13 protein-coding genes are annotated in these 13,252 nt (G+C 64.5%); 3 read left to right on the top strand and 10 right to left on the bottom strand.

Going from position 1 to position 13,252, the window contains the following annotated elements:
• Positions 1 to 209: 209 nt before the first annotated feature.
• Positions 210 to 1,316, top strand: a complete 1,107-nt coding sequence (locus tag P6U24_RS29100; RefSeq protein ID WP_407155865.1) for a DUF2336 domain-containing protein — start codon at positions 210 to 212, stop codon at positions 1,314 to 1,316.
• Positions 1,317 to 1,575: 259 nt separating this feature from the next.
• Here the strand turns inward: P6U24_RS29100 and ilvC are convergent, their stop codons facing one another.
• From ilvC to miaA, 8 genes are all read right to left on the bottom strand, one after another.
• Positions 1,576 to 2,595 carry a ketol-acid reductoisomerase gene (ilvC, locus tag P6U24_RS29105; protein WP_407155866.1) on the bottom strand — a complete coding sequence of 340 codons (1,020 nt, stop codon included), beginning with the start codon at positions 2,593 to 2,595 and terminating at the stop codon, positions 1,576 to 1,578.
• A 146-nt stretch (positions 2,596 to 2,741) separates the two neighbouring features.
• Complete coding sequence (locus P6U24_RS29110) at positions 2,742 to 3,344, bottom strand: LysE family translocator (RefSeq protein ID WP_407160638.1); 603 nt, start codon at positions 3,342 to 3,344, stop codon at positions 2,742 to 2,744.
• A 5-nt stretch (positions 3,345 to 3,349) separates the two neighbouring features.
• On the bottom strand, positions 3,350 to 4,036 hold the full coding sequence (locus P6U24_RS29115; protein ID WP_407155867.1) for a class I SAM-dependent methyltransferase: 687 nt from the start codon (positions 4,034 to 4,036) through the stop codon (positions 3,350 to 3,352).
• Between the two features lie 3 nt (positions 4,037 to 4,039).
• Entirely contained in the window at positions 4,040 to 4,582 is a 543-nt protein-coding gene (gene ilvN / locus P6U24_RS29120; RefSeq protein ID WP_407155868.1) for an acetolactate synthase small subunit, read from the bottom strand.
• A gap of 144 nt (positions 4,583 to 4,726) precedes the next feature.
• Positions 4,727 to 5,710, bottom strand: coding sequence for a threonine dehydratase (locus P6U24_RS29125; RefSeq protein ID WP_407160639.1), 984 nt, complete (start codon positions 5,708 to 5,710; stop codon positions 4,727 to 4,729).
• A gap of 154 nt (positions 5,711 to 5,864) precedes the next feature.
• Complete coding sequence (locus P6U24_RS29130; RefSeq protein WP_407155869.1) at positions 5,865 to 7,634, bottom strand: acetolactate synthase 3 large subunit; 1,770 nt, start codon at positions 7,632 to 7,634, stop codon at positions 5,865 to 5,867.
• A 427-nt stretch (positions 7,635 to 8,061) separates the two neighbouring features.
• A complete protein-coding gene (locus P6U24_RS29135) occupies positions 8,062 to 8,319 on the bottom strand; it encodes a FitA-like ribbon-helix-helix domain-containing protein (protein ID WP_407155870.1) in 258 nt (85 codons plus the stop codon).
• A gap of 38 nt (positions 8,320 to 8,357) precedes the next feature.
• Complete coding sequence (gene miaA, locus P6U24_RS29140) at positions 8,358 to 9,431, bottom strand: tRNA (adenosine(37)-N6)-dimethylallyltransferase MiaA (protein ID WP_407155871.1); 1,074 nt, start codon at positions 9,429 to 9,431, stop codon at positions 8,358 to 8,360.
• On the opposite strand from miaA, the gene serB reads away from it, so the two are divergent.
• Together serB and P6U24_RS29150 are read left to right on the top strand one after the other, a co-directional pair.
• A complete protein-coding gene (gene serB, locus P6U24_RS29145; protein ID WP_407155872.1) occupies positions 9,409 to 10,299 on the top strand; it encodes a phosphoserine phosphatase SerB in 891 nt (296 codons plus the stop codon). The genes miaA and serB overlap by 23 nt on opposite strands.
• Positions 10,300 to 10,640: 341 nt before the next feature.
• Entirely contained in the window at positions 10,641 to 11,006 is a 366-nt protein-coding gene (locus P6U24_RS29150) for a hypothetical protein (protein WP_407155873.1), read from the top strand.
• A 139-nt stretch (positions 11,007 to 11,145) separates the two neighbouring features.
• On the opposite strand, the gene P6U24_RS29155 is transcribed toward P6U24_RS29150, so the two are convergent.
• Both P6U24_RS29155 and P6U24_RS29160 read right to left on the bottom strand, forming a co-directional pair.
• Complete coding sequence (locus tag P6U24_RS29155) at positions 11,146 to 12,651, bottom strand: Do family serine endopeptidase (RefSeq protein ID WP_407155874.1); 1,506 nt, start codon at positions 12,649 to 12,651, stop codon at positions 11,146 to 11,148.
• Between the two features lie 268 nt (positions 12,652 to 12,919).
• The gene (locus tag P6U24_RS29160) at positions 12,920 to 13,126 is read right to left on the bottom strand and encodes a DUF2065 domain-containing protein (protein WP_407155875.1); all 207 of its coding nucleotides are present in this window, start codon (positions 13,124 to 13,126) and stop codon (positions 12,920 to 12,922) included.
• Between the last annotated feature and the right edge of the window lie 126 nt (positions 13,127 to 13,252).

Consider the following 13,252-nt stretch of genomic DNA (forward strand, 5'->3'; position numbering starts at 1 on the left):
AGGCGGCCAGGACGGCCCCTTTTTGTGCGGCACGAGCGTTAGCAAACACCCCTTAGACCTCTATCTCAGCTCTGCCCCGGAATTCTACGGGCTGACGCTCTAACACATTTTTATCGCGGATAGGGAAGCCTTGCGGTGACAAGCATGCGGCAGACTGGACGTGCAACCGCCGCCTGCCTTGGATTTCGGGATCCGAACGAGCGCGAACCGTGCAGCATCCAGGACAGATCCAGCCAGAACAATCCATCATCGCCGAGCTCGAGGAGGCCGTACGCAGCGGCTCTTCGGAGAAGCGCGTCAACACTCTTCGCGAGGTCACCAGTCTGTTCCTGCATGGCGGCGAGCGCCTGAGCGAGGAACAGATCAGGGTCTTCGACAACGTGCTATGCATGCTGGTGTCGCGGGTCGAGACGCGCGTCCGCGCCGAGCTGAGCAAGTGCCTGTCGACGCTCGACTACGCACCGGTCGACGTGATCCAGCGACTGGCCCGCGATGATGAGATCGCGGTTGCGGGAGCCGTGCTCACCCATTCCAGCCGCGTGAGCGAGAGCACGCTGGTCGAGGTCGCCGCCACCAAGGGCCAGGAGCACCTGATGGCGCTGTCGGGACGCGCCAACCTGACCGAGGCCGTCACCGACATCATCGTCGACCGCGGTGAGAACCGGGTCATCCGCAAGCTTGCCGGCAACGCCAGCGCGCGTTTCTCCGAGACCGGATATTCGGGGATGGTGGTGCGGGCCGAGGCGGATGACGAGCTGACCCAGATCCTTGGCATGCGGGTCGATCTGCCGCCCAAGCATTTGCGCGAGCTGCTGCAGCGGGCGACCGACGCGGTGCGCAGCCGGCTGCTTGCGAACGCTCCGCCGGATCTGCGCGACGAGATCACGCGCGTGCTGAAGACCTTCACCGACGCCGCGCGCGGCGACAGCTTCTCGGGGCGCGACTTCTCAGTCGCCGAGGAGGCGGTGAAGCGCATGAAGGGATTGAACGAGCTGAACGACACCTCGCTGGTCTGGTTTGCGGAGGCCAAGCGCTTTTCCGAGATCGCCGCAGCGCTCGGCCTGCTCAACAATGTGCCGACCGGCATGATCGCCAAGGTGCTGGAAGGCCCTCGGGCCGATCTGGTGCTGATCCCCTGCAAATCGGCCGGGCTGAAATGGCCGACGGTGGAGAAGATCCTCTGGCACCGCCCGGTCAAGCACGGCATCGACAGCGGCACGCTCAAGCTCGCCGAAAAGGACTACGGCCGGCTGTCGCTCGACACCGCCCAGCGCACCCTGCGCTTCTGGCTGGTCCACAACAAGATCGGGAAGTGAGGCGGAGCGCCTTAGCCCCAAGGTTGAGCCAAACCAGGGCTCCGCTGCCCCCTCTCGCCTTGTGGGAGAGGGTGGATCGCCGGCGCGGATGCGGCGGCGAGCCGGGTGAGGGGTCTGTCTCCGCGGATAGAGACCCCTCACCCGGCACGCATTTCGCTCCGCTCATACACGCCACCCTCTCCCACAAGGAGAGAGGGTGGCACCTTCATTGTCGCACCGGATGACCGGCCTTCGAGACGGTCCTTGCTGTCGAAGCTTGTTAATTCTTGCTCTTGTCGACCAGTGCGCCCTTCTTGATCCACGGCATCATGTCGCGCAGGCGGGCGCCGACCTCCTCGATCGGGTGCTGGGCGAGCTTGGCGCGGGTCGCCTTGAACGAGGTCTGGTTGACCTTGTTCTCCAGCATCCAGTCGCGCGCGAAGCGGCCAGACTGGATGTCGTCGAGAACCCGCTTCATCTCTTTCTTGGTTTCAGCCGTAACAATGCGCGGGCCGGTGACATACTCGCCATACTCGGCGGTGTTGGAGATCGAGTAGTTCATGTTGGCGATGCCGCCTTCATAGATCAGGTCGACGATCAGCTTCACCTCGTGCAGGCACTCGAAATAGGCCATTTCCGGCGCGTAGCCGGCCTCGACCAGCGTCTCGTAGCCGGCCTTGATCAGCTCGACCAGGCCGCCGCACAGCACCGCCTGCTCGCCGAACAGATCGGTCTCGCACTCTTCCTTGAACGTGGTCTCGATGATGCCGGCACGGCCGCCGCCGATCGCCGAGGCATAGGACAGGCCGAGGTCGTGAGCATTGCCGGAGGAATCCTTGGCGATCGCGATCAGGCAGGGCACGCCGCCGCCGCGCTGATATTCGGAACGGACGGTGTGTCCGGGGCCCTTCGGCGCGATCATCAGCACGTCGAGGTCAGGCCGGGGATCAAGAAGATTGAAATGCACGTTGAGGCCGTGGGCGAAGACGAGCGCGGCGCCCTTCTTCATGTTGTCGGCCAGGTGCTCGCGATAGATGTCGCCCTGCAGCTCGTCGGGGGTGAGCATCATCACCAGGTCGCCCCACTTGGCGGCCTCGGCAACCTCCATCACCTTGAACCCGGCGGCTTCCGCTTTCTTTGCCGAGCCGGAGCCCTTGCGCAGCGCGATCGCCACCTCCTTGACGCCGGAATCCTTCAGGTTCAGCGCATGGGCATGGCCCTGGCTGCCGTACCCGACGATGACGACCTTCTTGCCCTTGATCAGGTTCAGATCGGCGTCGCGATCGTAGTAAACACGCATAGTCGTTTCCTCTTCGAGTGGCCGGAATTGGCTGGAAGTCCGTTACAGGTGAAATGCAGGCGACGGCCGCCGGCAAAAATTCGGGCGATGTCTAGAGCATTTTCGCTCATGTGGGAAACCCTCAATCCGCATGGCGAACCGCACTCTCATGCGTCCATGAACACGGGATAGAGCGAGGCGAGTAGCAAGATCGCCATCACGATGTTGAAAGCGCGTACCGCGCGCTCGGAGTTGAGAACCGGCCGCAACGCAGTGCCGAACAGGGTCCAGGTGACTGTCGAGCCGATGCCCATCAGGAAGCTGATCACGGTCTGGATCAGGATGTTGAACGGGAAGCTCGCGATCGCCGCATAGGCGGTGATGGTGCCGATCACCATCACCCAGCCCTTGGCGTTGACCCACTGGAAGATCGCAGCGCCCCAGAACGTCATCGGACGGCGCTCTCCGCCCTCCCCCGCCTTGACCGGCCCGGACATCGCGATCGCGACCGCAAGATAGATCAGGTAGGCGGCGCCGAGATATTTCAGGATGGTCTGCAGCACGGGATAGGTGATGAATACGGCCGCCAGCCCGAACCCGACGGCAGCAACCATGAAGGCAAAGCCGAAGGTGACGCCCATGATGTGCGGCACCGTGCGGCGGAAGCCGTAGGTCACGCCTGACGACAGCAGCATGACATTGTTCGGCCCCGGCGTGAACGACATCACGAAGGCGAACATCACGAAAGCGAGCAGCAGCTGTTGCGACATGGCACTCACGCGGCCTCCGGCTTCTGCGCGAGATAAGTGCCGTGCAACGGCGCATGCGTGTCGGCCGACAGCAAGGTGAAGCCGACCTCCGTCAGCATCCGCTCGATCACCCAGGCGAATGTGGAGTTCTCGTCGCGCATATGCGTGATGACGCTCTGGCGGTCGAAATCGTGATTCCCGATGGCGAAATCCGCCCACTGCTCGACGCTGCGTTCGGTGCCGTCAGGCATAACAGTATAAACGATGTCGCGCAGATAGAAGCACGCGCCGGGCTTGAGCGCGACGAAGATGCGCGCCAGCGCCACCGCCTTCCAGAAATCCGGCAAGTGATGCAGCGTGAACTCGCTGACGATCAGGTCATAGGAATTGGGCGCGTAGGCGAACGACAGCAGCCCTGCGGGCTGGGTGCGCACGGCGGCGCGGCGGTCGCGCGTGTAGATCTCGGTCAGCGCCAGCATTGCCGGCGAGATGTCGATGGCGTCGACTTCGGCGCCCATCAGCGCGGCCTCGCAAGCCAGCACGCCGTTGCCGCAGCCGATATCGGCTACGCGCCAGCCCCGCCTCACGCCGAGCATCGTCAGCGCCGCACGCGCCCGCTTGTCGGCATCGTCGCCCGCGCCATAGATCGAGGCGACGGCATTATCGAGCCCGATCCGGCTCCGCTCGTTGTAGTACCAGTCGCGCGCCAGCATGAGCTACATCCCTTCCGGTCCCCGTCCGATGGCGGCGACGCCGGTGCGCGACACCTCGACCAGACCGAGCGGCCGCATCAGCTCGATGAACTGATCGACCTTGCCGCTATTGCCCGTGATCTCGAACACGAAGCTCTCGGTCGAGGCGTCGATCACCCGCGCGCGGAAGGCGTCCGCCATCCGCAGCGCCTCGACCCGGTGCTCGCCGGTGCCGCGCACCTTGACCATCGCCAGCTCGCGCTCGATGGCACGGCCGGACAAGGTCATGTCGACGACGCGGTAGACCGGGATCATCCGGTCGAGCTGGTGCTTGATCTGCTCGATGACCATCGGCGTGCCCGTGGTGACGATGGTGATGCGCGACAGATGCTTCTGGCTCTCGGTCTCCGAGACCGTGAGACTCTCGATGTTGTAGCCGCGGCCCGAGAACAGGCCGATCACGCGCGCGAGCACGCCAGGCTCGTTCTGCACCAGGATCGCGAGCGTATGAGTCTCGTTCGGATCGCGGCGGTCTTCGATGAAATAGGCCGATGCGGGCTGTGTCATACATTCCCCCTTTATTCTGTCGTCATGCCTTCGAAGGCAGGCGTCCAGTAAACATCAGCGGCCGTGTTAAACACGACGTCCGTGGCGTACTGGACCGCCCGATCAAGCCGGGCGATGACACTGCGTTCTTGCGAGTAGGTGTCTTCATGACACGACCGCCTTTTCAGCAGCCGCGCCCTGCATGACCCACGTCCTGAACAAATCGAAATCGATGTTACCGCCGCTCAGCACCAGCCCGACGCGCTTGCCGGCAAGCCTGCGCTTCTCCTGCAGCGCGGCGGCAAGCGGCGCGGCGCCGGCGCCTTCGGCGAGATTGTGGGTGTCGGTCCAGTAGGCGCGGATCGCGGCCGCGATCTCCTCGTCCGTCACCTGCACGATGCGCGAGACGCCCTTGAGCATGATCGCGAGCGCGTCCGCATCGGGGCTGCGCGTCGCCATGCCGTCAGCGAGCGTGTCCGCGCTGTTGGTCGTCACCACCGTGCGCGCGGCAAAGGACAACGCATAGGATGGCGCCAGCGTCGACTGCACGCCGACGATCTCGGTCCTCACGCCCAGCAGATCGCGCACCAGGACGCAGCCGCAGATGCCGGAGCCCTGCCCGATCGGAACGTAGAGCACGTCGAGATCGGGCACGGCGCGCAACAGCTCCAGCGCATAGGTCGCGACGCCCCGCACGAGATCGGCATGGAACGACGGCACCATGTGCAGGCCGTCGCGCGCAGCGCGGGCGATCGCCTCCTCGCGCGCCTCCTGGAAGTCGCTGCCGTGCTCGATGAGCTCGGCGCCGAACGCCGCCATCGCACGATTCTTTTCGACCGAGTTGCCCCTGGGCACGTAGATCGTCACCGGCAGGTTATGGCGGCGGCCGGCAAAGGCGATGCTCTGGCCGTGATTGCCGCGGGTCGCCGAGATCAGCCCGCGCACCTCGGGATGAGTGCGCTTCAGCTGGCCGACATAAGTGAGCCCGCCGCGCACCTTGAAGGCGCCGGCCGGCGTGTGGTTCTCATGCTTGACCACGACATGCGTGCCGAGCCGCTGCGCGAGCAACGGCCAGGCATAAGCCGGCGTCGGCGGGACGGCGGAGGCGACCAGGGCGTGCGCTTGCTCGAGGTCAGCGAGGGTGAACATGTTGCCTCCCGCACTCGTCATGCCCGCGAAGGCGGGCATCCAGTATTCCGTGCCGACTCGACTCTAGCCGAAACGCCGCGGCGTACTGGATCGTCCGGTCAAGCCGGACGATGACAGTGGAATTCCTGGCCCGGTTCTCCAACACGATCTGCTCTCACACCAGCGCCTTGCCGGTGGCGAAGAAGGCGGCGGGATCGGAGGCCTCGGTCGGCAGGATCATCTCATTATGCGCCTTGCCGGAGGGGATCATCGGGAAGCAGTTCTCGAGCGCCGCAACACGGCAGTCGAACAACACCGGCTTCTTGACCTTGATCATCTCCAGAATCGCGCCATCAAGATCGGCGGGCTTTGACACCTGCAGGCCGATGCCGCCATAGGCCTCCGCGAGCTTGACGAAATCCGGCAGCGCTTCCGAGTAGGAATGCGACAGGCGGTTGCCGTGCAGCAGCTGCTGCCATTGCCGCACCATGCCCATATACGAGTTGTTGAGGATGAAGATCTTGACCGGCAGCTCGTACTGCACGGCGGTCGACATCTCCTGCATCGTCATCTGCACCGAGGCATCACCGCCGATGTCGATGACGAGGCTGTCGGGATGGGCGACCTGCACGCCGATCGCCGACGGCAGGCCATAGCCCATGGTGCCGAGCCCGCCCGAGGTCATCCAGCGGTGCGGCTCCTCGAAGCCGTAGAACTGCGCAGCCCACATCTGATGCTGGCCGACCTCGGTCGTGATGTAGGTGTCGCGTCCGCGCGTCAGTTCGAACAGCCGCTGGATCGCATATTGCGGCATGATCACGTCCTTGTTCGCCTTGTAGGCCAGCGAGTTGCGCGCGCGCCATTGCGCGATCTCGGCCCACCAGGCCTTGATGTCGGGCCGCTTCGCCTCCGCCTTGAAGACCTGCAGGATGTCGCCGAGCACGTTGCCGCAATCGCCGATGATCGGCACGTCGACGCGGATGTTCTTGTTGATCGAGGACGGATCGATATCGATGTGGATCTTCTTCGAGCCCGGCGAGAACGCATCCGTGCGGCCGGTGATACGGTCGTCGAAGCGTGCGCCGACGCACAGCATGACGTCGCAACCATGCATCGCCATATTGGCTTCGTAGGTGCCGTGCATGCCGAGCATGCCGAGCCAGTTCTTGCCCGACGCCGGATAGGCGCCCAGCCCCATCAGCGTCGAGGTGATCGGAAAGCCCGTGACCTCGACCAGCTCGCGCAGCAGCTTCGAGGCTTCCGGTCCGGAATTGATGACGCCGCCGCCGGAATAGATCACCGGCCGCTTGGCGCCCGCCAGCAACGACACAGCCTTGCGGATCGCCGTCGCATCGCCCTTCTGGCGCGGCGCGTAGGAAATATGGACGTCGGACTTGCGCGGCGGATGATAGGTGCCGACGGCGAACTGCACGTCCTTCGGCACGTCGACGACAACAGGTCCCGGCCGTCCCGAGGTCGCGACATAGAACGCCTCGTGCAGGACTTTCGCGAGGTCGTTGACGTTGCGGACCAGCCAATTGTGCTTGGTGCAGGGGCGCGTGATGCCGACCGTGTCGCATTCCTGGAAGGCATCGTTGCCGATCAGGTGCGTCGGCACCTGGCCGGTGATGCAGACCAGCGGGATCGAGTCCATCAGCGCGTCGGCGAGCGGCGTCACCATGTTGGTGGCGCCGGGGCCTGAGGTCACCAGCACGACGCCGGGCTTGCCGGTCGAGCGCGCATAGCCCTCGGCAGCATGGCCGGCGCCCTGCTCGTGCCGGACCAGGATGTGCTGGATCTCGCTCTGCTGGAAGATCTCGTCATAGATCGGGAGCACCGCGCCGCCGGGATAGCCGAAAATGTGCTGGATGCCGTGATCGATGAGCGCGCGCACGATCATGGCAGCGCCGGTCATCTGGTTCGGATCGTGGCTCTTGTCGCTCATGGTGGGCTCCGGATCGCCTTCTCGGCGGCTGTTTCTCGAAGTGAGGCGGGGTTCTGGTCTCTGGCGTCAGGGCAATAAAAAAGGGCCTCAAGAGGCCCATGCGCACCGCTCGGATTTTGGATGGCCTTAGCCATCCCCGGCGGTGCGCCTGGGTACGACGACGATAAGGAGGATGGTAATAATGTTGCGCATGACGCCGAACCGGCTTCCCAAAGGTTGCGCGAACATACGCGCAGTCGCCCTCTTGTCAAGGCGAAGCCACTCGTTCGCACGATTTTGTCAGGTTAACCGGGTTTTTGCGGTTCGGCGAGAGGGAATTTTGCGACGAAGCGCGCAAGCTCTCTCCATTGTCATTCCGGGGCGCCCGCAGGGCGAGCCCGGAATCCATACTCACGATGGTCGTTACGGATTTCAGGCTTCGCCAAGATCACTCGAACGACATCGATCGAACAGGTGCGGATCGGAGCATCTGAAGCGCTTGGTCCAAGTCAACGCCCGGCCTTGAAATCGCGACGAGCCAGCCGCCGAACGGCTCAGCATCATCAGGCAATTCCGCTTCCTTGCGCGCCATCTTTTCGAGCGCCTCTCGAAGGTCAGCCTCAAGGCTCTTGCCGTGCCGTTGAGCGCGACGCCGCAGCAATCCCACTGTCGATTCATCCACCTCGCGGATCAGGATATCGACCATCGGACACCTCCCACAATCCTGATAATACCACGGTACCATCAACCTTCTACGCCACTTTCTCCGTCGTCATTCCGGGGCACCCGTTGGGCGAGCCCGGAATCCATACTCATTGCTGTGGTCATGGATCCTGGGCCCATCGCTTCGCGATGTCCCGGAATGATAGCGGTGGCCCACGCCCTCGCCTCCTCCGGCGTCATCCATCGAAACTCCGGCAATTGGTGCCGGAACCAGGTGAATTGGCGCTTGGCGTAGTGGCGGGTGTCGGCCGTGCCGATGGTGGCGGCCTCGTCAAGGCTGATTTCTCCCTTGAGGTAACGGATCAGCGCCGGCACGCCATGGGCCTTCATTGCCGGCAGCAGCGGATCCAGTCCACGTGCGGCGAGCGCCTCCACCTCCTCCAGCGCGCCGTTCTTTAGCATCGCATCGAAGCGCGCATCGATCCGCCCATAAAGCGTCTCGCGATCCGGCGCCAGGAACAGCGCCTGATAGCTGCCTTCGGCCAGCAGCGGTGGCTGGCCTTCGCGATGCCAATCGGCGAGCGGTCGTCCCGTCGCCTCGATCACCTCGAGCGCCCGGGCGATGCGGGTGCGATCGCGCGGCTTCAGCCGCGCCGCTGCTTCCGGATCGCGCCGCTGAAGCTGCGCGTGCAGCGCCTCGACGCCATCGCGCTCCAGTCGCGCCCGCACGCCGTCGCGGATCTCCTCAGGGACCGGCGGCACCGCGGACAGCCCCCGCGTCAGCGCCTTGAAATACAGCCCGGTGCCGCCGATGATGATCGGCAGCCGCCCCTCACGACGGACCTCAGCGAGCAGAGACGCGGCATCGGTGACATAGCTGCCGGCGGAGTAGTTCACGCTGGCATCGACATGGCCGTAGAGCCGATGCGGCACGCGCGCCTCCTCCTCCATTGTCGGTCGCGCGGTAATGATGCGGAGATCGCGATAGACCTGCATGGAATCGGTATTGATGACGACGCCGCCGGTCTGTTCCGCCAGGCGCAGCGCCAACGCCGACTTGCCGCTGGCGGTCGGCCCTGCGATAAGCACCGCCTTGTTGTCCGCCAGCGAAGCCACCTCAGAAACCACCTCAATGTCCCTCGTCGCGACCTTCATCTGCAACCCCGCCAATCCGGCGCTCGACAGCACCATCGTGGACGGCTTCCTCGCCGTGCTGCCCTTGGCGGGCACGCCGCACTGGCTGTTCAACGAGGTCGCGGTCGATATTCCCTTCGGCGGCGAAGGTGAAGTGCACAAGATCGAAGCGCGGCTGCGCGAGATCCGCGGCGACCTGCCGATCGACATCGTCGTGCAGCCAATGGCGTTCCGGCGCAAGAAGCTTTTTCTCGCCGACATGGATTCGACCATGATCGGCCAGGAATGCATCGACGAGCTCGCCGATTTCGCCGGGCTGAAGCAGCATGTCGCCGGGATTACCGAGCGCGCGATGCGCGGCGAGATCGCATTCGAGCCGGCGCTGCGCGAGCGCGTGGCGCTGCTGAAGGGCCTGCCGGCGAGCGTTGTCGACGAGGTGCTCGCGAGCCGGATCGTGCCGACGCCGGGCGGCCGCGAGCTCGTCATGACGATGCGCGCACATGGCGCCTATACGTGCCTGGTCTCCGGCGGCTTCACGCTGTTCACGAGCGCAATCGCGGCCAAGCTCGGCTTCCAGGAGAACCGCGCCAACGAGCTCGTCATCGCGGACGGCAAGTTCACCGGCGTGGTGCGCGAGCCGATCGTCGGCCGCGCCGCCAAGCTGGACACATTGGTCGAACTGCGCGAGTCCTTCGATCTCGACGAGATCGACACGCTTGCGGTTGGCGACGGCGCCAATGACCTTGGCATGATCCAGGCCGCGGGGCTCGGCGTCGCCTACCATGCCAAGCCGGCGGTGTCGGCGGCGGCATCGGCGCGCATCGATCATGGCGACCTCACCGCCCTGCTCTATGCGCAGGGATATCGGCGCGACGAATTCGTGAACTAATTAGTCTAGGGGGCGGCCAAGCAGCCGCGGCCAGGCCGCCGCGTACCCGCCAAGTCTGATCATGCCGATATCGAGCGCCCGTACGATTCGAAATCGTGTCGTCGATCGACTGATCGCGGTTCGCGCATGGCCCCGCGCCCGGCGCAGACCGTCGCGGATCGTAATCGATCCATCATATCAAATAGGTACTTTATTGCCATTTTGCTGCACTGCAGAAAAATCAATTGTCAAAACGACTCCAGTGGTTTAACTGTGGACCAGGTTTAGGGAGCGTCCAAGGAAGGCGGAATGCGATTGCGGATCACGCGATCGAACAATCGCCAACCAAAGGACCACCTTCCATGAACTTCGCGAAACATCTCGTCCCCGGCGCACTCCTCGCTTTCGCCACCCTGCAGGCGGCCGCCGCCGGCGAACTTCCGAGCTACGAGCGCTCGTCGCTTCCGGCCTCGCCTGTCCAGCTCTCGGTGCTGGGCTCGGCCGGCGTTCGTGAGCAGTCGCCTGCCGCGCCGCTGACGCGCAACGGCATGCCGGCAACTCCGGTCCAGCTGTCAGTGCTCGCTCCGCACAACCGCCGCAGTGCCGCGGCCGAGATCGACGTCGACTGTCGGCGCAGTCCGGAACTGATTATTTCGATCGATGGCGATGCACCGCCATACGGCGGTGGCTACACGCCGCCGATGGGCTCGTCATTGCGAGGAGCGTAAGCGACGAAGCAATCCAGACTTCCTCTTTGGCTCTGGATTGCTTCCGCCGCCGCCCTTCGGGCTATGGCGGACACGTCGCTTCGCTCGCAATGACGAAGTGAGGAGTTGAGCGACGCCGCCGGGTTACTGCAGGCTCAGGTTACTGCAGGCTCAGCGCCACGAAGCGCAGCTCGCCGTCGCCGTTCGAGACGAGCAGAAGCACAGACTTCTTGCCGTCCTTCTTCAGCTGATCGATGCGCTTCTTGATGTCGGCGCCGCTGGCGACCGCCTCCTGCGCCACCTCGACGATGACGTCGCCGGCGGAGAGCCGCTTGTCGGCAGCATCGGAGCTTGCGTCCACGCTGGTGATCACCACGCCCTTGACGCTGTCCTTGATCTTGTAGCGCGTGCGCAGATCCTTGCTCAGCGTCGCGAGGTCGAGCCCCAGCGCCTTCTGCGTCACCGGCTTGTCGGCGGGCTGCTCGTCGCTTTTGGCGGCGGCCTGCTGCACCTTCTCGCTATCGTCCAGCCGGCCGAGCGTGACCTTGCGGGTCTCCTCCTGGCCCTTGCGGATGACGATGACGTCGACCTCCTTGCCGACAGCGGTGTCGGCAACGATGCGCGACAGGTCCTTCGGATCCTTGATGTCGTGGCCATCGAACTTGACGACGACGTCGCCGGGCTCGATGCCGGCCGGCTTGGCCGGGCCCTTGTCGTCGACGCCGGCGACCAGCGCACCGCGCGCCGGCTTGATGTTGAGGCTCTCGGCGATCTCGTCGGTCACGGTCTGGATCCGCACCCCGAGCCAGCCGCGGCGCAATTCGCCGAACTGACGGAGTTGGTCGACCACGCCGGCCACGGTCTTCGACGGCACCGCAAAGCCGATGCCGATCGACCCGCCCGAGGGCGAAATAATCAGCGTGTTGACGCCGATCACTTCGCCCTCGAGGTTGAACAGCGGACCGCCTGAATTGCCGCGGTTGATCGCGGCGTCGGTCTGGATGTAGCTGTCATAGGGCCCGGAGGAGATGTCGCGGTTCTTGGCCGAGACGATGCCGGCCGTCACCGTGCCACCCAGGCTGAAGGGATTGCCGATCGCGACCACCCAGTCGCCGAGCCGGAGCTTGTCGGAATCGCCGAACTTCACCGCGGTCAGCGGCCGCGGCGGCTTGAACTTCAACACCGCGAGGTCGGTCTTCTTGTCGATGCCGACGATATCGGCCTTGATCTTGGTGCCGTCATTCATGATGACGTTGATCTCGTCGGCATCGGCGATGACGTGGTTGTTGGTGACCACGACGCCGGAGGCATCGATGATGAAGCCGGAGCCGAGCGAGTTCGTGCGGCGCGGCTGCAGGTCGCCGCCGCCGCCCTTGCCGCCCGGTCCGCCGCGGCGGTTCTTGAAGAAATCGTCGAAGAATTCCTCGAACGGCGAGCCCGGCGGCAGTTGCGGCATCGTGCCCTTGCCGTCGCCGCCGCCCTTGGCTTCGACGGTCTGCGAGGTCGAGATGTTGACGACGGAATCGATCACCTTCTCGGCGACGTCGGCGATGCCTTCCGGCCCCCGCGCCGACGCCGGCGCTGGGACCATCGCGCTGGCCATGGCAAGGCAGGCAGCGGTCAGGATCGGGCGCAGGCGATGGCTGAAGCTTGCGGTCGCTGTCATGTCGGCGGATCTCCAAAGGCAAACGATCTAAGGGGTCAGTTATGGGCTACAGTGCGCCGGAACCGGGCGGCGGTGCAAGCGGCCCGCCCTGGTGGGGCTCGGCAGAGCCCTCGCGGAAAGGACCCGGCGAGCCAGGACCTTAAGTCAATTCAGCGCATTGAAGGCCATCCATACGGCAAAAAGCCGACGCATACGCCTCACAAGCGCGTTGATAGCACGACTGGATCACAGTACCGGCCCCTCCGGATGAGGACGGGGACCCGCCCGCTCAGATCGGGCGCCGGATAACCCAGATTAAAATCAGGCCTGCCACCGCCGAGCCGATCCCGACCGCGCGCAGCACATTGTCCGGCGTGGCGAGCGCGCTCTTCATGGCGCGCCGCATCCATTCGGGGCTGGCCGCGAACAACAAGCCTTCCAGCACGAACAGGACGCCTAGACCGATGAGGAAGTCGGAGAACGCAATTGACCTCATCGGCCTGGAACCTCCCGTGTGACCGTCTTTTCTTGAGGACGACAGGGCGAAGCAACGTTCTTTTGCTCCGGCCCTGTCAACTCCTAATCATCTTGCTGACGTTGTCGTCAATCCGAACGACGTCCA

This window comes from Bradyrhizobium sp. STM 3557 (genome assembly GCF_045571465.1).
In the GTDB taxonomy this organism is placed as follows: Bacteria; Pseudomonadota; Alphaproteobacteria; order Rhizobiales; family Xanthobacteraceae; genus Bradyrhizobium.

Bases quoted from the DNA above. Each gene is read 5' to 3' on its own strand.
- ilvC (WP_407155866.1), bottom strand. From the start codon at position 2,595: ATGCGTGTTTACTACGATCGCGACGCCGATCTGAACCTGATCAAGGGC.
- P6U24_RS29110 (WP_407160638.1), bottom strand. From the start codon at position 3,344: ATGTCGCAACAGCTGCTGCTCGCTTTCGTGATGTTCGCCTTCGTGATG.
- P6U24_RS29115 (WP_407155867.1), bottom strand. From the start codon at position 4,036: ATGCTGGCGCGCGACTGGTACTACAACGAGCGGAGCCGGATCGGGCTC.
- ilvN (WP_407155868.1), bottom strand. From the start codon at position 4,582: ATGACACAGCCCGCATCGGCCTATTTCATCGAAGACCGCCGCGATCCG.
- P6U24_RS29125 (WP_407160639.1), bottom strand. From the start codon at position 5,710: ATGTTCACCCTCGCTGACCTCGAGCAAGCGCACGCCCTGGTCGCCTCC.
- P6U24_RS29130 (WP_407155869.1), bottom strand. From the start codon at position 7,634: ATGAGCGACAAGAGCCACGATCCGAACCAGATGACCGGCGCTGCCATG.
- P6U24_RS29135 (WP_407155870.1), bottom strand. From the start codon at position 8,319: ATGGTCGATATCCTGATCCGCGAGGTGGATGAATCGACAGTGGGATTG.
- serB (WP_407155872.1), top strand. From the start codon at position 9,409: ATGTCCCTCGTCGCGACCTTCATCTGCAACCCCGCCAATCCGGCGCTC.
- miaA (WP_407155871.1), bottom strand. From the start codon at position 9,431: ATGAAGGTCGCGACGAGGGACATTGAGGTGGTTTCTGAGGTGGCTTCG.
- P6U24_RS29150 (WP_407155873.1), top strand. From the start codon at position 10,641: ATGAACTTCGCGAAACATCTCGTCCCCGGCGCACTCCTCGCTTTCGCC.
- P6U24_RS29155 (WP_407155874.1), bottom strand. From the start codon at position 12,651: ATGACAGCGACCGCAAGCTTCAGCCATCGCCTGCGCCCGATCCTGACC.
- P6U24_RS29160 (WP_407155875.1), bottom strand. From the start codon at position 13,126: ATGAGGTCAATTGCGTTCTCCGACTTCCTCATCGGTCTAGGCGTCCTG.